This window comes from Legionella jamestowniensis (assembly GCF_001467745.1).
Classification (GTDB): domain Bacteria; phylum Pseudomonadota; class Gammaproteobacteria; order Legionellales; family Legionellaceae; genus Tatlockia; species Tatlockia jamestowniensis.
The window spans coordinates 1-21,507 of record NZ_LNYG01000013.1 but is presented as its reverse complement, the minus strand read 5'-3'; the positions used below and the strand labels follow the sequence as shown (position 1 = coordinate 21,507).

Sequence of the window (21,507 nt, the reverse complement as noted above, 5' to 3'; positions counted from 1 at the left end):
TTTTATGCGGTTAGTCATTCTTTTAATTTCTCTTATTGCCTCATTTCCTTTTGTAGCGAGAGCCGTTAGTCCTGTGCACCATTTTTTAATACTTTCTGATATTCATCTTGATGTAGCATCTACTCATGCAATGGAAATCACCCCCTTAAAATATGATAGAAATAATGATCTGGATTACGCTACCTTCGAAAGGCTTCTCACTGAAATTGACACTAATATTAAAAACGGCAAGGTTGTATCCCCTGAATTCATTGTTATTTTAGGAGATATTGCTGGTCATGTGCGCTATAGTTCTGAAAGCACCGTTGAAAACGAAGCAATGGTTTTTAGAGTATTAAAAGATATTTTCCCCAATACTCCTATATTTTATACCTTTGGCAATAATGATTCATTAAAAGCTAACTATGGGGCCTTCAGTGATTCAGAACGTATGGAAAAAAGTCCTTATGATATTGCGAGACAGGCAGGATGGGCGAATGGATTTCTGTCAACTGGCGTGATTTGTCAAGAGCAGTCAAACTATCCTTGTTTGCTTACTGAAAATACAAGTGATGGATATTATTCTGCTTATCTGAAACCTAAACTGCGTCTTCTATCTTTAAACACGGTGTTATTTTCTCCAAACCGCAAAACTTCCGAGCAAGAGGCATTTAACCAACTTCAGTGGCTAGAGAAACAGTTACAAAAAGCGAGCATGGGCCAGGAAAGTGTCTTAATTACCATGCATATCCCACCAGGAAATAACATCATTGATCATTCCAATTTCTGGGTGTCTAAGGAACAGGCTGCTTTTTTAAAACTTATCAACAAGTATCATCAGCTTATCATAGGATTACTTGCTTCTCACACGCATGCTGAAGAATTGAGAGTGATTAAAGATAGTTCGCAAAATATTATTGCAGGCGTTTATTTTTCTCCTGGCTTGTCGACATCTCATGGTAATGAACCTTCTATAAAAACAGTTGATTTGGTTAATCAAGACGAACATTGGCAACTAGTTAATTATGAAGTGTTCCATTTTTCGCAAGATAACACCCAACTGTCCTTTGACAAACTCTATGATTATGTTAATTACTACTGCAGTAAGGAGCAGCGGGGAATAGTTGAATGCCTGGGGAATGTTACAGCAGAGAAAATTGATAAATATTTCGCTGCAGGCAATAAAAATTATACAGGAGGTATGCTGCATTCTCCTGCCGATATAGCGCTTGTAGCTCCTGGAATCGACGTATATTAGGAAATATAAAATGCAAAAATTACCTATTTTGAAAGAAGGTGATCTTGTTGAAATTATTGCTCCAGCTTCCCGTTGTACCGACAAACACCTGGCAGATCTTAAGGAGTTGCTGGTTTCCTGGGGACTAAATTGTCATATCGATGATGCAATTTTTGGTGATGACTTGTTGTGTGCCAATGATGATACTCAGCGATTTAGCGCATTAAAAAAAGCGTTGGAGAACCCTGAAACGAAAGCAATCATCTGCGCACGTGGTGGTTATGGTTCATTGCGTTTGATTCCTGAGTTGACTAAGTTATCCCCGCCGGTACCAAAAATCTTTCTTGGTATGAGTGATATTACCGCTCTATTATTATTTTTCGAACGGCAATGGCAATGGCCGAGTATTCATGGAGCACTCGCTGTCGATAAATTCTCATCAGAATCGACAGAGGCAGTCAGGGCGATGTTGTTTGGCTTAAATGAAATCAGGTTTGTAGGAAAACCATTGAATAAGCTTGCTGAAAAACCTGTTAGTCTTCACACGTCTATTACGGGTGGAAATTTATCCTTGGTGCAGGCAAGTACGGGGACTAATTGGCAAATTGACGCAGCGGGCAAAATTATTTTACTCGAAGAGATTGGGGAGCGTGGTTATCGGGTGGATCGCATGTTGACGCATTTACTGCAAGCTAATGTTTTTAAGGATGCTGCTGCTATTTTATTGGGTGATTTTTCAGGTGGCGCAGAACCAGATGGCTCCACATTAATACAACCGGTGTTAGAACGTTTTGCTCATGATTGTGGGGTGCCGGTCATTCAAGTATCAGGAATTGGACATGGATTTATTAATTTCCCTGTTCCTCTAGGGACACCAGTGGTATTAGATTTGGGACAAACAATTCAGTTAACAAGTCTACGCAACGAATAGTAATATCCCTTTGTACATGACAAAAAAATCTGTCATGCCCGCGCAGGCGGGCAACCATCCATCAAAATAATCCAATGCTCAAGTCGAGCCTCTGAGGATTGTTTTGCTCAATCAGGTTTATTTTCCATTGTCTGTTCCACTTTTTGATGCGTTTTTCTCTGGTTAGTGCTTCATAAACATCAGGGTGAATTTCATAATAAACCAAGCGATGAACATTGTACCTTTTTGTAAATCCTTCAGCCAAGCCTTCCTTGTGCTGGTATACTCGTTGCACAAGATTACTGGTAACGCCAGTATAAAGGGCTCCATATACTTTGCTGGCTAATATATAAACAAAATATCGCTTCTCTTCCATTACTCATCCTGGTTGGTTGCCAAAGTCCCCACTTTTTCTTGCTGGACCACCATTATTTATCCATGGGGTAATCCGCTGTAATATGATAAATGATTAGGAGTCGGTAGGCGATAATGAGACAGGATTCAGAATTTTTAGTGCCTGTTGAAAATTAATGGTTTTATATGCCAGACGAACAATGATTTTCCTTGTATGTCAGCGAGTTACCTTATCTTGCTATTGTGCCAAACCGTAAATGGTTGCCCGCCTGCGCGGGCATGACAGATTTTTTTGTCATATACAGAGGTAATATCCCAGTAAGACTATCTATTCTGAAATTTATATGTTAAATAGTTGAAATTCGTCTAGACTAAAGTTTGTAGTTAAAAACCAAGTAAAGGAATTTGAACTATTTCAAGGAGTGAAAATGAGTAATCGCGTGTATCAAGTCGTTGAGCTGGTTGGTACTTCAGAAGAAAGTATTGAAGAGGCTATTAATAATGCTGTAGCGCAAGCTGCCAAAGTACATGGAAAACTGGATTGGTATGAAGTAATGCAAACCCGAGGATTTATTGAAAACTCTAAAAGTAAATATTATCAGGTTCATTTGAAAATTGGGTGTCACGCGCATTAATTAAAGGTTATTGCTTTTAAAGTTCCCATGGATGGTTTGTGTTGGGTCGAAAGGACCCAACCTATCTATTTACCGCTGTTTATCAAAATCACACTAGCCCTCTACTGTTTCTTTATATTCCCGTAATGCCTTCAAAAAATGCCAACCGTAATGGTTAAGTTTGTGTTGGCCTACGCCAGAAATAGCCAGTAATTCATTTAAATTTTGTGGTTTATCCCTAACCATTTGATGCAAGGTTGTGTCACTAAAAATCATAAATGGGGGTTTATTTTCTTCTTCTGCCAGCTTACGGCGCAAAGCACGCAAAGTCTCAAAAAGGGGGTTATTGGTTGTAGAGGAAGTTTCGCGCTGTTTGTTTTTTGTACTTTTGGTGATCAAGTCTACTTGTGGAAGGGACAGGGAAACTTGTTCTTCATTCTTCAATACAGCAACAGCTTTCTTCGTTAAACGCAAGACATTGTAGCTATTGATATCCTGGTAACAATACTCTCGATGAATTAATTGCCAGGCTAATTGTTTCCAGTAGTTGGCGGACTTAGTCTTACCAATACCATAAGTACTTAGTCGATCATGGCCTGCCTGTTGAATTTTTTCAGCGGTGCTCCCTCGTAGGACATCAATGATATAAGTCATGCCATAGTTTTGTCGAAGCCTATAAATACAGGACAGTAATTTTTGGGCATCTTCGGTGGCATCCACGGTTTGTGGGGGATTATCACACACATCGCAATAGCCACATGCTTTCTCTGTGGGTTCATCAAAATAACGTAGTAAAATTTGGCGACGGCAGTGTGTTGCCTGGGCAAACGCTAGTATATGATTGAGTTTGCCTGTTTCTATACGTTGTTGGGTTTCACTGGGTGTGGTAGCTATCCAACCGCGTAAACGGCCACTATCAGCTGGGTCAAAAAGTAATACTGCGAATGCTGGTAATCCATCGCGCCCCGCGCGCCCGGTTTCTTGATAATAACTTTCAATGTTTTTAGGCAAATCATAGTGAACTACAAACCGTACATTGGGTTTGTCAATTCCCATACCAAAAGCAATCGTCGCCACCACAATATCAATGCGATCGTGGCGAAACAGACTTTGAACCTCCCGCCGCTCATGATAGCTCAGTCCGGCGTGGTAAGCCCTTGCTTTAAAACCGAGTTCTTGCAATTTCAGTGCGACTCGCTCAACTTCATTTCGTGTCCCACAATAAATAATGCCTGATTGCTGGTTTTGTGCTTGCAAAAAATGATGTAATTGTTTTAGGGGATTATTTTTAATGACCACCGTATAGTGAATATTAGGGCGGTTGAATGAAGCAATAAACTGTTTGGGGTTATAATTCAGTTTTTTAATAATATCCTGACGCGTTTGCTGGTCTGCTGTGGCTGTTAAGGCGATAACAGGAATTTCTGGAAAATGGGTTTTCAACAAGCCAAGCGTTGCATATTCAGGGCGGAAATCATGCCCCCATTGTGAAATACAATGGGCTTCATCGATAGCAAACAACGACAAGGAACACTCTTTCAGACGTTCAAGAAAAGAAGTATTCATTAATCGCTCAGGCGCAATATAAAGGAGGTTTAGCTCATTGGCATGCAGTTGTTTTAAGACTAACCGTGCTTCTTCACTAGACAGTGAGGAATTATAGTAAGCAGCCCGTATTCCTTGTAGCTTTAGTGCAGCCACCTGGTCTTCCATTAAGGCAATCAAAGGAGAAACTACTATTGCCACACCGGTACGCACTAATGCGGGAATTTGGTAGCAAAGTGATTTACCGCCACCCGTGGGCATTAATACTAAAAGGTCGTTACCATGAATAAGATCATGAATAACTTCTTCTTGAGGATGGCGAAAGGCATCAAAGCCAAAATACTCTTTTAATGCATGAAGCGCCTGGGCACGATAAGGATCGGCTTGTCCTGTGGTTTCCATACTGGTTTATTTTTCTTATTTAACTGACGCGAAAAATTGGCAATAATAGCATTCTTTATTAATCCATCATAAATATTATTTATACGTGGTTTAAATTTTAATAGAGGCAGCCGTGGTGCGAGCTAGAATTAGACTCGTTTGACAAGCTAAATTTGTGTTATGGTTTACACTATTCAGGTAAGCACTCAATCAAATAAGGATAGCTATGGATTTTAAATTCAGTGAAGAGCACCTGGCTTTTCGTGATATGGCTGCTGAATTTGCACGCAATAAGTTAGCTCCTAATGCGGCTTCATGGGATGAACATTATCATTTTCCGGTTGATATTTTTCGTGAAGCAGCACAACTAGGGATGGCTGGTATGGTTTCTGCTGAAGATATTGGGGGCGCAAATTTAAAGCGGCTAGACGCTGCCATTATTTTTGAACAGCTTGCCACTGGCTGTGTAAGTACCAGCGCTTATCTATCTATCCATAATATGGTGGCCTCATTGATCGATCGATACGCGCAAGAGCCTTTGCGAAGTACATGGGGTCCTCGTTTAACCTCAATGGACGTATTAGCAAGTTACTGTTTGACAGAGCCTGAGGCAGGTTCAGATGCAGCTTCATTAAAGACGAGGGCAGTGAAAGAAGGGGATTACTATATCCTAAATGGTTCTAAAGCGTTTATCTCCGGTGGCAGTATTAGTGATGTCTATTTATGCATGGTAAGAACAGGTGAAGACACCCATCATGGGATTACTTCCCTATTAATTGAAAAAAATACGCCTGGTTTAAGCTTTGGTAAGTTAGAAAGAAAATTGGGGTGGCGCAATCAACCTACTTGTATGGTTTATTTTGAAAATTGTCGTGTACCCATCGCTAATCAGGTTGGTGAAGAAGGCATGGGCTTTAAAATTGCTTTAAACGCCTTAAATGGAGGACGTGTGAATATTGCAGCGTGTTCTTTAGGCGGTGCAACAGCGTGTTTGCGTTTAACACAACAATATATGCATGAGAGGAAGCAATTTGGCAAACCGCTAACACAAATGCAAGCCTTGCGTTTCTATTTTGCAGATATGCTGACGGATTTTGAAGCGGCGCGTTTAATGGTATACCGTGCGGCAGATGCCCTGGATAAAAATGATATTCATGCACCCATGTATTGTGCCATGGCTAAACGGTTAGCTACCGATGTTGCTTTTCGTATTAGTGATAAAGCCATGCAAATCCACGGGGGTTATGGCTATCTTCATGATTATCAAATTGAGCGAATTTTCCGTGATTTGAGGGTGCATCAAATTCTTGAAGGTACGAATGAAATTATGCGGGAAATTATTGCCAAGGCCTCGCTTGACGACGACTATTTAATTGAATAACAGTAATCGTATGGATTGAAAAATAATATTACTAACAGGAGTTTTTTTAGCATGAATTTAATAGAAAAAGAATTAGATAACGATGGCATATTAACGTTGACCTTAAATCGTCCAGAGAAATTAAATGCATTAAGTACAGACGTTTTACGCGCCTTAAGCGAAATTTTTTCCTCCATTAAAGAGGATCAAAAAGTAAAAGCAGTTTTGTTGACAGGGGCAGGGAAAGCATTCTGTGCCGGTGCGGATATTTCACGTTTAGCTGAATGCAACGCACAGACTGGTTATCAATTTGCATGCGAAGGGCAAGAGGTATTTAGACAACTGGAAACGTTAGGCAAGCCTTCGTTAGCTGCCATTAATGGATTTGCCTTTGGTGGCGGCTGTGAGTTGGCTATTTCAGCAACAATGAGGATAGCCTCAACAGCAGCCCAATTTGGACAGCCTGAAGTAAAACTGGGTGTTATCCCTGGTTACGGCGGTACACAACGATTAGCCCGTTTAATCGGAAAAGGACGCGCGATGGATTTGTGCTTAACAGGCCGCTTTATTAATGCAGAGACGGCGTTAAGCTGGGGATTAGTGAGTGAGGTAGTTGCACCGGAAGCCCTGATAAGTCAAGGTAAACAACTCTTGAAAACTATTTTATCTATGGCCCCTCTTGCCCTAGCCAGTGTAATGGAAGCCATTGACCATGGTTATGATTTATCATTAACCGATGCTCTTCATCTTGAGGCTGTGCATTTTGCTAAAGTTTGTGCAACTGCCGACAAGCAGGAGGGAGTTGCAGCCTTTTTAGCCAAACGAAAAGCAAATTTCAAAGGGGAATAAAGGATGGCAGATATAGTCTTCACACGTGAAGAACATTTAGGCTTGATAACGTTAAACCGCTCCCAGGCTTTGAATGCTTTAACGCTCGATATGATTAAGGCGATGCAGCAACAATTACTGGCATGGGAAAAAGAGGTAGACATCCATGCTGTTATTGTACAAGGTGAAGGTGAGAAAGCATTTTGTGCTGGTGGCGATGTACGCTGGCTGTATGAGGCGGGTTTAAATCAGGCTCCTGAGCAGATGCAATTTTTCTGGCATGAGTATCGCCTGAATCATTACATTCATCATTTTAAAAAACCCTATATTTCATTAATGAATGGGATCACGATGGGGGGTGGGGTAGGTATTTCCCTTCATGGTTCCCATCCCATTGCGACAGAAAATTTTGTTTTCGCCATGCCTGAAACAGGAATCGGCTTTTTCCCTGATATAGGTGCCAGTTATCTGCTTGCCCGTTGTCCAGATGCAACAGGTATTTATTTAGGATTAACAGGCAATCGGCTTAAGGCACAAGAAGCTTATAAGTTGGGTTTAATCAAGCAAATTATCCCGGCTAATAAAATGCAGGAATTTATAAAACGTTTAGCGTCTTTGGATCTATCGGCAGATGCGCATCAACAAGTGGATGCTTGCTTGCAAGAGTTCGCTATGGAACATGAAAAAGCATTTATTACAGATAACCTGGCAGCAATTAAGCGCTGTTTTTCACAACAAACGGTAGAGGCTATTTTTTCAGCTTTGAAAGATGAAGGTGAGGAGTGGGCTATAACCATTTTAAATAATTTAAAACATAAAGCTCCCCTGAGTTTGAAAGTCACTCTGGCTCAAATCCATAAAGCAAAAAACAAATCTTTGGCAGAATGCCTTGCTATGGACTACTGTCTGGTCAATCAATTCATGCGTGAACACGATTTTTATGAAGGGGTAAGGGCTTTATTGGTTGATAAAGACAGGTCGCCGCGCTGGCAACCTTCAAGCCTGGATAAAGTAACCTCTGCTTTAGTAGCAGATTATTTTGAGTGTCGTGAACAGTTAATTTTTATTGCCGACTAGTAAAGAGCTGTCTCAAGACTACATTCTTTATAGATGAAGAATAGGAAATCCCAATTTTCAGGCTTGTTCGTTATTTATCCAAAAAGGGTTGTGGTTATAAAAAAGATAGGTAAAATGAGCAACATTTTTAAATGTTTATTTTGGAGTAATAATGGCAAAAGGTATACCGGCTATTTTAAATGATGACCAATTCACACCATTACAAAATCGCTTTTTCACTGTATTCAAACCTATTCAAGCCACAAAAAGACTGGGGGGTAAACATTCAGATTTCCTGGCTTATCTTGTCAATCCAGTGATTGATGTTTTGCTAATACCTGGTTTTTTACTTGACGTGGCTATTTCTCTTACCAACATGGTGATTTCTTTCGTAAATGCACTCCACGTCTGGTCTCATAATCAACAGAGTACCCCAAATTTGGCAGATTCAAAGACAAGAAGCGAACTTTGGGATATGAAAGAACATTTCGTAAATGCAGTTGCTTCCTTGCTTTCTGCCGTGCTTAACCCGATTTTTAGCCTTTTAAGTTTAGTTACAAGACCTGTCGCTAGTCTTGTTACGGCTGTTGCAGAGGCGTGTGATGAATGTTCTTCGGCTTCTCACAGAATTTAATACGTCTTCCTTTCACTTTTAATTTTGAGGTAATTATCCCTATACTTCTTCTTGTCCGCCGTATCCATGAGGTTCTAGTGCCTGACTTCGATTTCTGGATACCGCGAATGAGTCGCGGTAGGTGGGCAAGATTGAATAAAGATAATTTGCAGCTTTTCAATAAGACTCTAGTCCCTAACTTCCAATAAGTGTTACCTATGTCCCGTTCCAAGTGTTACCTATCTCCCTTAGCTGTACACAAGCCGCGGGGCGTCGGAAAAGATGTGATCAAGAGACAGTTGCAAGCAACCAGGCTACTTGCTGAATAATAATAAACGATCTTACCTAGGTTGCTTGGCTGACGCTCGCAACGATGAGATTCTATATTTTTCTATGCGAAAATTTATGAGTGTACTTCCCCTTCTTCAAGGACTACGTGTATATTTTAGTTCTTATACTACCTTAATTCCTTTGGTTTGAGTCATATGCTCAAACCAATTTCATTAAATTTTCCGTCAAATACTTTTTTAACTTAAGAAATTATTAAGTAAGTTCCTATAGAATAGCACGCAAATTTATTTCAGGATTAAAAATGAGCATTTTAAAAATAATGATGTTGGGTAAAACCGGTTCGGGTAAAACACAGGTTGCGACGCGCTTGATAGAGCAAAAGGTACCACGACAACTACGACCTACAGTGGGTATCCAAACGTTGAGACATGCATTTAAGGGACAGGGTGTCACTTTGGAGGTAAAAGATACGAATGGTAAAGGAGAGCTTCCCAGTATTCGGAGGGCGCTTTATAAAGAGCAGGCTTTTCTTCTTTATTGTGTGGATTTAAGGACAGGGTTTGATGAAGAGGGTGAAATGGAAGTTAAAAACGAATTGGATTTATATCGAGCTGCAAATCCTAATGGCAAAGTGATTTTAGTTGGCACCCATGGCGACCAATGCAAGAATTCTCAAGAAGCATTGATAGAATTGGAAAATAGCCTTATAGAATTGGGCTTAACAATTGACAATAAAGTTTTAATATCCTCAGCAGAAGACAACATTAAGGAATTGCAGGATTATCTGCTTCGCTCACTAGTAAAAAAGGCTGATGTAGCTAGACCTAGTGAAACAGATGAAAAGGATGTTAAATCGTCTGGGGAGTCTGGTGTTTCATTCGATAAGAAAATTGCAGATAGCATAACAGAAGAAACTACATCCGAGCAGAAATCAGAAGATTCGATTTTTGTTAACGCAAAAAAGACATTGTTAATGGCTTTAGAACACTTGCCTGAAGAAAAGAAGAAATTTATAGAAAAGAAATTAAGTCGACTTGAAGAAAAGCTAAATAAAAAGAATTTGTCCAGGAAAAGCATTGAGACACTAATAAATAGTTTTGTTCAAGGTTGTCACGACACTTTGGAGGGGCAACATCCAAACGTCATAAAAGCTGTTTTTGGCGTTGCCGCTGCAGTCATTGTAACGCTCTTGGCCAGTGTCGTAGGTTTCTTAATTGGTGTAGCTGCGGGGGCTTGGGCTGGTCCTGGCGCTTTTATTACTGGTCTGATAGGTGGTCAGATGGCTGCTGTCGCTACAGCTAGTACTTGCGCTTCTGCAGGAATACTGGCAGGTGGTATAACAACCTGGGGCATGTTTAAACCGTCTAAAGAAATGACCGCCGTAGATGAATTTGCTAAGGCAATTCAGGAACATTATGTGCCAAAAAAATAAACGGATTACCAACGTGTTATGGAGTGGTAGCCTGGCTACCATTTCCATTTTCAGCTTTTTTCATAAATATATTTATAGCATCTATATTCCATAGTAAAATAGTCTGTTTTTATTGATTCACTTAAAATGCACTTACTTCGTGCACTAGCAGGTTTTTATGGCTGACTTTTACCAGGATTTTTCCAAAAGGCGTACTTTCGCTATTATTTCCCACCCCGATGCGGGTAAAACCACCGTCACTGAAAAGTTGTTACTATTCGGAGGTGCTATCCAGCTTGCCGGTACCGTTAAAGGACGAAAAGCAGATAGACATGCGACTTCTGACTGGATGGAAATGGAAAAAGAAAGGGGGATTTCCATTACAACCTCGGTAATGCAGTTTGTTCATAATCAGCATGTGATGAACTTGCTGGATACGCCTGGACACGAAGATTTCTCTGAAGATACTTATCGTACGTTAACCGCGGTTGATTCGGCATTGATGGTCATTGACGTTGCAAAAGGGGTCGAGGAACGAACGGTTAAACTAATGGAAGTGTGTCGATTAAGAGATACGCCAATCATGACTTTCATTAACAAATTAGACCGTGAAGGACGAGAACCTATCAGTTTGCTGGATGAAGTAGAAACCGTGCTTGGTATTCAATGTGCACCTGTTACCTGGCCAGTTGGAATGGGAAAACGCTTCAAAGGTATTTATCATTTATATGAGGATACAGTCTATTTATACCAAGCTGGAAAAAACACCCAGAAACAAGAGGCGCAAGCCATTAAAGGTTTGGACAATCCCGCGCTTGATGAACTGCTTGGCAATATGGCCCAAGAGTTAAGAGATGAAATCGAACTAGTTAAAGGTGCCTCTCATGAGTTTAATATTAATGATTATCTTTCTGGCAAATTAACACCAGTGTATTTTGGCTCAGCTATCAATAATTTTGGTATTAAAGAGCTTTTAGATGATTTTGCAGAATATGCACCTGGACCTATGCCACGTGCGTCTGTTGAACGACAAGTTCAACCAGAGGAAGAAGCATTTAGTGGTTTTGTCTTTAAAATTCAGGCGAATATGGATCCTAAACACCGAGACAGAATCGCTTTTTTACGCATTTGTTCCGGAACGTTTCGAAAGGGAATGAAACTGACGCATTTACGCATTGGCAAGGAAGTGCAAATTGCCAATGCGCTTACCTTTATGGCAGGTGATCGAGCCCATGCTGAAATCGCGATGGCGGGTGATATTATCGGTTTACACAATCACGGCACCATTCGCATAGGTGATACGTTTACGCAAGGAGAACATTTAAAGTTTACCGGTATTCCTAATTTTGCACCGGAGCTTTTTCGTCTTGTGCGTCTTAAGGATCCTTTAAAAAGTAAAGCCTTATTAAAAGGGCTTATTGAGCTCTCTGAAGAGGGAGCAACCCAAGTATTCCGGCCTTTAAACAGCAATCAATTGATTTTAGGCGCGGTTGGTATACTGCAGTTCGATGTGGTCGCACATCGTTTAAAACATGAATACAAAGTGGATTGTATTTATGAAACAGTTAACGTGAGCTGCGCGCGCTGGGTTTATTCCGACGATGATAAAGCAATGTCTGAATTTCGTACGAAGGCTTATGATTATCTAGCTTTGGATGGTAGTGATTCATTAATGTATCTTGCCCCTACCAAGGTAAATTTAACAATGGCTCAAGAGCGTTATCCTAAAATTGAGTTTGCAGCAACACGAGAACATTGATGGAAAAAAAAGGAAGGAGGATTCTCCTTCCTAGGGTAATACAATGTTAGGTGGTGCAATCTGCGAAAACAGTACTTTGCCCTTGGTTGGTTAATCGCACTTTACTTCCCGAATCGGCAGTGATCACCACTTTATCACCGGAATGGACTTCAACGAGTAGTGTGTCTCCTTGGGAAAGGGTGATGTTATTGATTTTGCCTGTTTTCTTTAATGCTTCAACAAAAATAGTATCTCTGGCATCTTTCGTACGGATAGTGCAGGTTGATGTAATTGACCAAAACCAGGAGTTTATAAATTCTTCAGGCGTGTTAGGCGCCAGTTCGTATTCGACGTTAATGCCTGCAGCAAGATTGTGATTGATAGCCAAAGCATTTGCGCTGAATAATACTCCCGCACAAAACAAGCTATAACCAAGCTTTCGTAACATATAAAAGTCTCCTAATGAAAAGGAATTAAGATACCTTTATTTTGTGGCCATAGCAACGAGGTGAAAAATTACTGGCTAGAGGGAGGAATGATTAACCGAAGTGATAACCTTGATTACACTGTCGCTTCATCAAGGCTACCGAGAGTTCTTACGCTGCTTCCAAGGCTTTGGCAATTGATTCGGTCATTGCTTTGGCATCACCAAACAGCATGTAAGTGTTATCACGGAAAAAGAGATCATTCTCAACACCTGCATAACCGGGTGAGAGGCTGCGCTTGACAAATAAAACAGTTTTCGCCTTCTCTACTTCCAATACAGGCATACCATAAATGGGTGAGCTGGGATCTGTTTTAGCTGCTGGATTGGTTATATCATTGGCACCTATCACGAAAGCAACATCGGCTGTACCGAAATCGCGATTAATTTCACTTTGTTCAAATACCCGATCATAGGGAATATTCGCTTCCGCCAACAGTACATTCATATGACCAGGCATGCGACCTGCAACTGGATGAATCGCAAAACGAACGCGTATATCACGCTTTTCCAAGGCGTCAACCAATTCTTTCACCGCATGTTGAGCATGAGCAACAGCCATACCATAACCGGGTATAATAATTACATCCTTGGCATTGCTTAAGAGAAATGCGGCATCCTCCCCATTGGCTTGATGAATTTGCTGATTATCGCGGTCAACGGCACTGTTACTTGAATCAGCACTTTTTATACCTCCGAAAATGACATTGATAATGGAACGATTCATCCCGACGCACATGATGTAGCTTAAAATAGCCCCGCTTGCACCAACCAGCGCTCCGGTAATAACTAATAGATGGTTGCTTAAGGTAAAGCCAATACCAGCTGCGGCCCATCCAGAGTATGAGTTCAACATGGAAATAACAACTGGCATATCAGCGCCGCCGATGGGGATAATTAGTAAAAAGCCGATTAGGAAAGAGAGCAGGGCCATTGTAAGAAAAACAGGCAGTGATTGGCTCTTCACAAAATACACGAGAAGCGTAAGAATTGCCAAGGCGATCACCAGATTCCCTATTTTCTGTCCTGGATAACGAATTGGTTGCCCAGACATTATTCCCTGTAACTTTAGAAAGGCAATCACAGAACCTGAAAATGTGATGGCCCCGATGACAAGTCCGAGACTCATTTCAATTGAACTGGTTAGATGTATATCTCCAGGCACTCCAATATGAAAGGAAGCCGGTGCCAAATAAGCACAAAAAGCAACGAGTACGGCTGCAAGACCAACGAGTGAGTGAAAGCCGGCGACCAATTGTGGAATAGCCGTCATATTAATTTTAAGGGCAATAATAGTACCTATAATACCACCGGCGATAATTAAAGAAATAAGTAACCAATGATGGTGTACAGAGGGCATCATTAATGTGGAGCCAATGGCTATCACCATCCCTAAAATTCCAAGCAAGTTTCCACGACGAGCGGTAGAAGGACTAGCCAGACCTTTCAGGGCGAGAATAAAGCATATCGCAGCAACCAAATAAAGAAACGGGAACAAAGAAGTCATAAGTTCATCCTTATAGACAATATCCTAAATAATAACGTTGGTGTTTTGAATAACCTCTGACAAACACTATTTTTTATACATACGTAACATACGTTGCGTGACAACGAAGCCACCAAAAATGTTAATAGCCGTGATAAAAATTCCTAATCCCCCCAGCCAAGTAATTGTTCCTGTATATTGGGCACCTGTTGCAATCAAAGCACCAAGGATGATAATACTCGAAATGGCATTGGTAACTGACATAAGTGGTGTATGCAATGCAGGGGTTACCTTCCAGACCACATAATATCCAACAAAACAGGCTAGAACAAATATAGTCAAAATGGCGATATAGGGATTACCCAGCGTATTTATATCAGGCATATTGTGTTTCCTTAAATGGCATGTGTCGTCCGTCATGACAAAGCATGGCTTGTTTAATAATTTCATCTTCCGCATTGAAAGACAGCTCGGTAGGGGAGGGTACAATCAGCCGAATTAAATTAACCAAGTTTGTGGCATAAAGTTCACTGGCTGTTGCAGGAATCAGTCCTGCCATGTTGCTATTGCCAATGATAGTCACTTCACCGTGTTTAATCGTTTTATCCTTTTCACTGACCTCACAGTTGCCACCACGTGATGTCGCTAAATCGACAATCACAGAACCGGGTTTCATATGCTCGACAGTATTTTTGGTAAGCAAGATTGGTGCAGGCCTCCCTGGAATTAATGCTGTTGAAATGGTGATATCGCTTTGTCTGGCGTACTGGTCGATTAGTTCAGCTTGCAAGCGTTTGTATTCCTCACTCGTTTCACCTGCATACCCCCCCTGGGTTTCTGCATCCTGCTCGGCAGTAACTTCAATAAATTCAGCCCCTAAACTTTCCACTTGTTCTTTAGCGGCACGTCGTACATCAAACGCATAAACCACAGCGCCTAAGCGTTTCGCCGTAGCAATTGCTTGTAAACCGGCTACACCAGCACCAAGAATCAAAACTTTGGCCGGATGAATCATGCCTGCTGCCGTCATCATCATGGGGATAGCACGTTTAAAATGAGATACTGCCTCAAGTACTGCCCGATAACCAGCGAGGTTAGCTTGTGATGACAAACTGTCCATGCTTTGTGCGCGACTTATCCGAGGGATCAAGTTCATTGAGAAAAGGCTGATTTTTTCTTTGCAAGCCCAGGGCAATAAACTACCTGAAGGTTCATTATCGATATGGCCAATGAGGAGGGTATTAGGCTTAATACCTGTTAATTCTTTAGGTGTGGGTTCATTAACACAAACTAGAATATTGGCTGTGCTGAGCATTGCTTTTCGGTCACTGACTATAGTAGCACCGGCTTCCTGATAGGCTGCGTCACTAAAACCTGAAGCAAGGCCTGCATTCGTTTCAATCGCGACATCTAACCCCATCTTTAAATAATGCTTGACTGCATTTGGAGTAATTGCGACGCGAGTATCAGTATTGCTTTCATTTAAAGCTGAAATCATCATGGAGAGATCCTTTTCACCGCCGATTAGTCTTATCGTATTGGAATCTGCTTGTTATTGCTAGGTTTTCAAATAAATTTTTACTGAATAAACAATAACGACATCCCTATCTTCACTTAAGTAAATAGGCTTGTAGGTAGAGACTGATTCCGATAAAGTAGCTTTTTTTTGCAAGTCCAATGGAAATATGGAAATTCTCTGTTTTTTTGCAGGGACGGCCTTTTTTTATACAAAGTCAGTCTATGCCGTTTTATTGGTAGTGGTTGCTTTTTTTCTCTCACCACGAGTGAGTTTTCCCTGTTGGTTTTTTGCAGCTTTATTGTGGGGATGTTTTCATCAATGGTGGATGGCAGATCTTGGCATGCCAAAGGAAGTTCGTGTTATCCCGAATGCTGTTTTGGAAGGTGAGATTGTCTCAATCCCAACGATAACAAATTCTAAATCCCAGTTTCAGTTTAAATTGAGAAGTTTTAACAATAAACTTGCGCACTCTATCTTGTTGCTTGCTTGTTATAATCGCTGCCCCTTATTTAAAGTGGGCGATTTTTGGCGCTTTGACGCAAAAATAAAAAAACCGGTAAATTTGGGTAACCCTGGGGGTTTTGATTATGTTAGATGGCTAAAAGCTCGTCATATCTATTGGACAGGATATATTAAACCGCATACAGCCAAGTTGGTAAAACCTCGTCAATTATCCAGTCTTTTAAGCTTTCGGGAGCAACTTGCTGCAAAGTTGGCTAAATTATTGCCGGAAGGGAAAAGTCTGGGGGTTTTTGAAGCATTAACACTAGGTATAACCAACCATATTGATAAATCGCAGTGGGATTTGTTTCGGCGGACAGGAACGACTCATTTAATGGTGATTTCGGGCGCGCATATTGGGTTAGTGGCAGGCCTAGGATTTGCAATAATGCGTTGGTTGTGGACTCGAAGTGCCTGGTTGTGCCTTTACTATCCCGCACCCCAGGCTGCCTCTGTCGCAGCCTTATTGATGGCTACAACCTATGCGCTATTGGCCGGATTCGCACCGCCCGCCCAACGTTCATTAATTGCCTGTTTTTTACTGCTATTGAAAAATTTTTTAAGTTATCGTTTTATTGGCTGGCAAGCCTGGCGCTATGGTTTATTGGCAGTATTACTTTTTGAGCCACATGATGTTTTACTCCCTGGATTTTATTTATCCTTTCTTGCTGTAGCTAGTTTATTGTTAGGGAGTCAGCGAGTAAGGGTAATGGGGTTTAAAAAGAGCTTCGTGTTACAGCTTGTTTGTCTTTTTGGGCTTATGCCGCTCACTTTGTATTGGTTCTCATATGGGGCAATCAATGGTCTTCTCGCTAATTTGGTTGCTATTCCTCTGGTAGGTTTTCTAATTGTTCCTGCCTCACTCTTAAGTTTGCTGGCAGCGCAGTATTTAGATAATGCCTGGCTTTTAATGCCCGTGCATGGAATGATTGAGGGGTTGCTTTATTTTCTAAAATGGGTTGATTCTCTAGCATTCATTAATTTGAACTTTTCCTTTAACAGTATTTTGTCACCTTTGGCGTTAATGTTAGTCATGTTATTAGGCTTATTTTTGCCAATAAGGTCATTTTTTCCTGCAATGGTCCTATTGAGTCTTACCGCTCTATATCCAGGATATCCTAAGGTAAAGGAAGGGGAGGCCGAGATTAATATTCTTGATGTGGGACAGGGGCTGGCTGTAATTGTAAGAACAACCAAGCATACACTTGTTTATGATACCGGGGTAAAATTTTATCAAGGGGGAGACATGGCAAAACTGGCAATTATTCCCTTTCTTAAGACGTTAGGTATAAGGAAACTAGATAAAATCATTATTAGTCACCCCGATTTGGACCATCGTGGTGGCCTTGCTTCTCTTGAAGACAGCTATCCAGTGGATGAACTTCTGGTGAATAATGTGTCCTATTATCATCGCGGAAAAAATTGTCATTCTTATCCATCCTGGCAATGGGATGGTGTTTCTTTTCATTTTTTAGGAATTCATCAGCGATTTAAAAACAAAAATAATAATTCTTGCATTTTGCAAATTGGCAATGATAAAGAACGCATTTTGTTAACCGGTGATATAGAGCGGTTGGCCGAAGACTATTTGATAAAAACCTACAAACAACAGCTTGCTTCCCAAGTCTTGGTTGTACCACATCACGGTAGTAAAACGTCTTCATCTCTCCCCTTTATTCAACAAGTTTCGCCGCAATTTGCCGTTATATCCGCAGGATTTGATAATCGTTATCACTTTCCGCACGAAAAGACATTACGTACTTTTACGCAACAACACGTAAAAGTGGTTAATACAGCAGACTGTGGAATGGTAACACTACGATTATCCGAAAAATCTGATAAGGTTAAACCAACTTGTTATAAAGCATTCAATAGTGACTAAAAATTGTCCTCAATCCATGCTCATTGACAATAAAATATACATAATGTATCATGAAGACCTTTTTAAACACGGGTTTGTTGCATGCGAGTCATAGCTCTGTGGGTTTCACTTATCGCGGTATTAATCACTTCTAACGTCGATGCAGCAGACAGCGATTGCCAGCAACACCAATGTGTTGCTGTGGTTGATGCTGGCAGCACAGGTTCTCGCGTCCACATTTACTCCTATGATTTCGACAGCACGCAAAGTCCGATTAATGTCCATGAAGTATGGTCGAAAAAAATTAAGCCAGGATTTGCTACCATTGAGGCAAATGCCCCAACCATTGATGCTTATTTAACCACCTTATTTTCTGGCGCGCCTGAAAGTAACTTACCCGTTTATTTTTATGCGACAGCAGGCATGCGCTTATTGCCAAAACCCAAGCAACAACAATTTTATAGTTTGTTACAGGCATGGTTTGCTAATCAGGTTGGCTGGCAGCTACAACAAGCCAGAACAATTACCGGTACAGAGGAAGGCCTTTTGGGGTGGTTAGCGGTGAATTACCAGCGAGATGCCCTCGATTCTACCAGCCAAGAATTAGCAGGGGTGATGGACATGGGCGGTGCTTCCGTACAAATCATCTTTCCTGTGGAAAAAACAGAGGGCATTAACGCACAAGACTTACAGCAAATTGATATTTACGGTCGTCATTTGACTCTCTTTGTGCACAGCTTCCTGGGACTAGGTCAAACGGAAGTAACCCATCAGTTTCTGGATGAGTCTGTTTGCTTTGCCAACAATTATGAGCTTCCTACAGGTCAACCAGCAGCAGGGGATGCCTATTCTTGTGAAAGTGATGTGGCTTATTTAATGAATTCAGTGCATCGCGTCAACCGCGTCGTACAACCCGTTATGACAGCCAATCCGATAACTAACTGGTTTGTCATCGGCGGTATGGCTGATCTTACGCGCAGCAAACCCTTTCAACTTGAAAGCCGATTCAGCAGCCAGGATTTACTTGAGCAAGCCAACGCCCAAGTCTGCCATCAGGACTGGTCCACCTTAATTACCCAATACCCGAATAACGATTACCTCTACGGCTACTGCCTTTTCCCAGCCTACTACTACGCTTTAATCGTCGAGGGTTACGGCCTGCAGCCCCAACAAGAAATCAACCTAATGGCTCCCAACCAAAACAGCGACTGGACCGTAGGTGTGGTGCTAAAACAAAAGCCCTTACAAGCCTCCTAAATACCTTGCACCACATTCCTCTCTGAGTATAATAACGATGCGCCGTTGTAGCTCAGTCGGTAGAGCAATTGATTCGTAATCAATAGGTCCGCGGTTCGATTCCGCGCAACGGCATCAATATCCACAAGGGTTTTGGGGTTTTTATAAAAGTTGTCGATTGTTTTTCCTCTCTTTTAACCGTTTAATTCAACGTGAGTCCCCAAAAGAATGGATGGTGAGGAAAAACCACCTTTTAGTGTTGTGAGGCGCCTTTAATTGTTGATTCATATGCGTTTTCAACGTTGTCCATGTATTCTTGTCGTTTGGTTTTGGCAAAGAAGGCATGGCCACTACGGAAATAATGGATTCCCAAAGCAAATAAGCCAATGCCTGTAAAAGCAATCGCAATATTCGCAATAATCATTTTCCACCGTGTTCGATGGGAGGACATTATCTCATCTTTGGAGTGAAGTGTTTTTAAGAAAGAGTCTTTAAATTGTTTTTTACCAGCCTCACGTTCATGGGGTTCAAGTTCAAAGAAAGCCTTTAACTCTTTTTTCAAAGAAAACGCCAATGCCATTGCCTCTTTGCCTTTTTCATAGTCGGAATTTAAGACCACTAGTCCATGGGTAAACATCTCGTCTATTGCATGTGTTAAAAGATGAAGCTCTTCAGGTCCGCTCCACATAAAGGCCTCGGAGTCTTCCTTTGTAAAAAAACCTTCCTCTTGCATCTGGCGAAGAGGTTCCCAGATACCCGCTCCTGGAATTTTATAAGCAATGACTTGCCAGGTAAGTTCATTAAAAATACCTAGGACGGATAAATCCTCTAAGGCAGTGCCTACTTCCCCGGCGAATTGATTTGTATGAACTAATACTTCGTAAAATTTCTGATTGACAAGCCCAACTCGTCCCATGCGACTTAACCCAATTTCATAATCAAGAGCATTTTTTTCATGTTGCAATAAAAGTTCGAAATTGGCTTGGGTTAAAATGCCTGCTTGGTGTAAATCTTGCAGAACTAAAGAAATTGATATCAATTTACCTTTTGATTGGCTGAGCTTCAAAAAATTTTCAGGGTTTAATAGGTTGGCCTTTTGAAGTGCCAAAACACCTATGGCTATATCTATTTCAGGATCTCTTTCAATGTGTTTAATTAAGTTCTCTCGCCCACCTATACGATTCTCGATTTCAGCCATTTCAGAATTATGAATAATTCCAAGAGATAAATCATAAAATTGTTTTCTTCTTGGACTATTAAATAATATCAATGAAACCGCAATAATTAACTCTGTATTTAAGTTAATAATTTCAAGTTCATTTTTTTGCTTGGCATTTAACTTGGGGAAGCGCTTTAAATAATTTTCTCTTTCATACAAACGAAAAGCAACATAATCTAATTTTTCCCAGAAGATACGAGGTGGATTTGTTCCTGGTATTAGCTTTTCCTGTTCTGGCAATCGAAATACAGCAGAAACGTAGTCATAGTAATTACATTTTTGGGGGTTGGTGATTAACGCAAAGCGAAGCCCCTCGCGTTCAAATCGCAAATAATGTGCAGCGTCTGAGCCCCACAAGGAAATATCATAAAGTCTTCGCTTTTTTGGATCACTTAAGGTGTCATAGGCTTCCTGGATTAACTCAAACTCACAACCAGTATCATCGTTTTGCTGGTGGCGCATGAGTAGACGCTGGTAAGCATTTTTAATGGTAGCCTGAGAAGCATCAGACGTCACATCGAGGCAAACATAAAAATTAGTCATCAATTAGAATCCTCATAAGGCCAGTGTTTCCATCTCCAAATGCGTTGGATCATCACTAAAGGAAATTGTCTCTTTAGGTGCATAGCTTAAGAAAGCTAATCTTCTGCTTAATGAGCCAGCGAAATTTTGTAAAGGGATTTGCTCCAGTTCAAACAACAATTGAGGCAGGGAGGTAATGTTCCCATACTCAATTTTCTTTACTAAATTTGTGATTTCAGCCGAAAAATGTCGATTCCAGTGGCCATATAAGAAACGCCAAAAAGGAGAGTCATCTTTTGTATAATCTTTAAGAATACAATAAGCTTTCAATAAATCATCGTCAATTTGAGTGATTAACTTGC

Annotated in this window: 19 protein-coding genes and 1 tRNA gene; 12 read left to right on the top strand and 8 right to left on the bottom strand. The window is 40.9% G+C overall.

What is annotated here, in order from left to right; all coding sequences use genetic code 11:
- Window positions 1–4 precede the first annotated feature (4 nt).
- Window positions 5–1,237: a metallophosphoesterase gene (locus tag Ljam_RS04595; protein ID WP_058448962.1), complete on the top strand. Its 1,233-nt coding sequence runs from the start codon at window positions 5–7 to the stop codon at window positions 1,235–1,237.
- A gap of 10 nt (window positions 1,238–1,247) precedes the next feature.
- Window positions 1,248–2,147, top strand: a complete 900-nt coding sequence (locus Ljam_RS04590; RefSeq protein ID WP_058448961.1) for a S66 peptidase family protein — start codon at window positions 1,248–1,250, stop codon at window positions 2,145–2,147.
- Between the two features lie 61 nt (window positions 2,148–2,208).
- Here the strand turns inward: Ljam_RS04590 and Ljam_RS04585 are convergent, their stop codons facing one another.
- Window positions 2,209–2,502, bottom strand: a complete 294-nt coding sequence (locus Ljam_RS04585; protein WP_058448960.1) for a GIY-YIG nuclease family protein — start codon at window positions 2,500–2,502, stop codon at window positions 2,209–2,211.
- Between the two features lie 406 nt (window positions 2,503–2,908).
- Between Ljam_RS04585 and Ljam_RS04580 the strand changes: the two genes are divergently transcribed.
- A complete protein-coding gene (locus tag Ljam_RS04580) occupies window positions 2,909–3,115 on the top strand; it encodes a dodecin (protein ID WP_058448959.1) in 207 nt (68 codons plus the stop codon).
- Window positions 3,116–3,208: 93 nt separating this feature from the next.
- Here the strand turns inward: Ljam_RS04580 and recQ are convergent, their stop codons facing one another.
- On the bottom strand, window positions 3,209–5,041 hold the full coding sequence (recQ, locus tag Ljam_RS04575; RefSeq protein WP_058448958.1) for a DNA helicase RecQ: 1,833 nt from the start codon (window positions 5,039–5,041) through the stop codon (window positions 3,209–3,211).
- Window positions 5,042–5,246: 205 nt separating this feature from the next.
- Between recQ and Ljam_RS04570 the strand changes: the two genes are divergently transcribed.
- From Ljam_RS04570 to Ljam_RS04545, 6 genes are all read left to right on the top strand, one after another.
- Window positions 5,247–6,401, top strand: coding sequence for an acyl-CoA dehydrogenase family protein (locus tag Ljam_RS04570; RefSeq protein ID WP_058448957.1), 1,155 nt, complete (start codon window positions 5,247–5,249; stop codon window positions 6,399–6,401).
- Window positions 6,402–6,452: 51 nt separating this feature from the next.
- Complete coding sequence (locus tag Ljam_RS04565) at window positions 6,453–7,229, top strand: enoyl-CoA hydratase/isomerase family protein (protein ID WP_058448956.1); 777 nt, start codon at window positions 6,453–6,455, stop codon at window positions 7,227–7,229.
- 3 nt (window positions 7,230–7,232) lie between these two features.
- Window positions 7,233–8,285, top strand: a complete 1,053-nt coding sequence (locus Ljam_RS04560) for an enoyl-CoA hydratase/isomerase family protein (protein WP_058448955.1) — start codon at window positions 7,233–7,235, stop codon at window positions 8,283–8,285.
- Between the two features lie 151 nt (window positions 8,286–8,436).
- Window positions 8,437–8,898 (top strand): hypothetical protein, encoded by a 462-nt coding sequence (locus Ljam_RS04555; RefSeq protein WP_058448954.1) that lies wholly within the window; start codon window positions 8,437–8,439, stop codon window positions 8,896–8,898.
- Window positions 8,899–9,469: 571 nt separating this feature from the next.
- Window positions 9,470–10,600: an ADP-ribosylation factor-like protein gene (locus Ljam_RS04550; RefSeq protein WP_058448953.1), complete on the top strand. Its 1,131-nt coding sequence runs from the start codon at window positions 9,470–9,472 to the stop codon at window positions 10,598–10,600.
- Window positions 10,601–10,757: 157 nt separating this feature from the next.
- Complete coding sequence (locus Ljam_RS04545) at window positions 10,758–12,338, top strand: peptide chain release factor 3 (RefSeq protein ID WP_058448952.1); 1,581 nt, start codon at window positions 10,758–10,760, stop codon at window positions 12,336–12,338.
- A 46-nt stretch (window positions 12,339–12,384) separates the two neighbouring features.
- Here the strand turns inward: Ljam_RS04545 and Ljam_RS04540 are convergent, their stop codons facing one another.
- From Ljam_RS04540 to Ljam_RS04525, 4 genes are all read right to left on the bottom strand, one after another.
- Window positions 12,385–12,765, bottom strand: a complete 381-nt coding sequence (locus Ljam_RS04540; protein ID WP_058448951.1) for a hypothetical protein — start codon at window positions 12,763–12,765, stop codon at window positions 12,385–12,387.
- A gap of 148 nt (window positions 12,766–12,913) precedes the next feature.
- Entirely contained in the window at window positions 12,914–14,308 is a 1,395-nt protein-coding gene (locus Ljam_RS04535) for an NAD(P)(+) transhydrogenase (Re/Si-specific) subunit beta (protein ID WP_058448950.1), read from the bottom strand.
- A 66-nt stretch (window positions 14,309–14,374) separates the two neighbouring features.
- Entirely contained in the window at window positions 14,375–14,671 is a 297-nt protein-coding gene (locus Ljam_RS04530) for a proton-translocating transhydrogenase family protein (protein WP_058448949.1), read from the bottom strand.
- Window positions 14,664–15,788 (bottom strand): Re/Si-specific NAD(P)(+) transhydrogenase subunit alpha, encoded by a 1,125-nt coding sequence (locus Ljam_RS04525; protein WP_058448948.1) that lies wholly within the window; start codon window positions 15,786–15,788, stop codon window positions 14,664–14,666. Before Ljam_RS04525 ends, Ljam_RS04530 begins: the two co-directional genes overlap by 8 nt.
- A gap of 184 nt (window positions 15,789–15,972) precedes the next feature.
- On the opposite strand from Ljam_RS04525, the gene Ljam_RS04520 reads away from it, so the two are divergent.
- From Ljam_RS04520 to Ljam_RS04510, 3 genes are all read left to right on the top strand, one after another.
- A complete protein-coding gene (locus Ljam_RS04520; protein ID WP_058448947.1) occupies window positions 15,973–18,189 on the top strand; it encodes a DNA internalization-related competence protein ComEC/Rec2 in 2,217 nt (738 codons plus the stop codon).
- An 81-nt stretch (window positions 18,190–18,270) separates the two neighbouring features.
- Complete coding sequence (locus Ljam_RS04515; protein WP_058448946.1) at window positions 18,271–19,425, top strand: acetate and sugar kinases/Hsc70/actin family protein; 1,155 nt, start codon at window positions 18,271–18,273, stop codon at window positions 19,423–19,425.
- A gap of 41 nt (window positions 19,426–19,466) precedes the next feature.
- Window positions 19,467–19,539: transfer RNA gene (locus Ljam_RS04510), tRNA-Thr, on the top strand.
- A 118-nt stretch (window positions 19,540–19,657) separates the two neighbouring features.
- Here Ljam_RS04510 and Ljam_RS04505 read toward each other — a convergent pair.
- Together Ljam_RS04505 and Ljam_RS15320 are read right to left on the bottom strand one after the other, a co-directional pair.
- A complete protein-coding gene (locus Ljam_RS04505; RefSeq protein ID WP_058448945.1) occupies window positions 19,658–21,166 on the bottom strand; it encodes a J domain-containing protein in 1,509 nt (502 codons plus the stop codon).
- A 12-nt stretch (window positions 21,167–21,178) separates the two neighbouring features.
- Window positions 21,179–21,507: DUF5617 domain-containing protein (locus tag Ljam_RS15320; RefSeq protein WP_058448944.1), on the bottom strand; the 329-nt coding region annotated here is incomplete at its 5' end.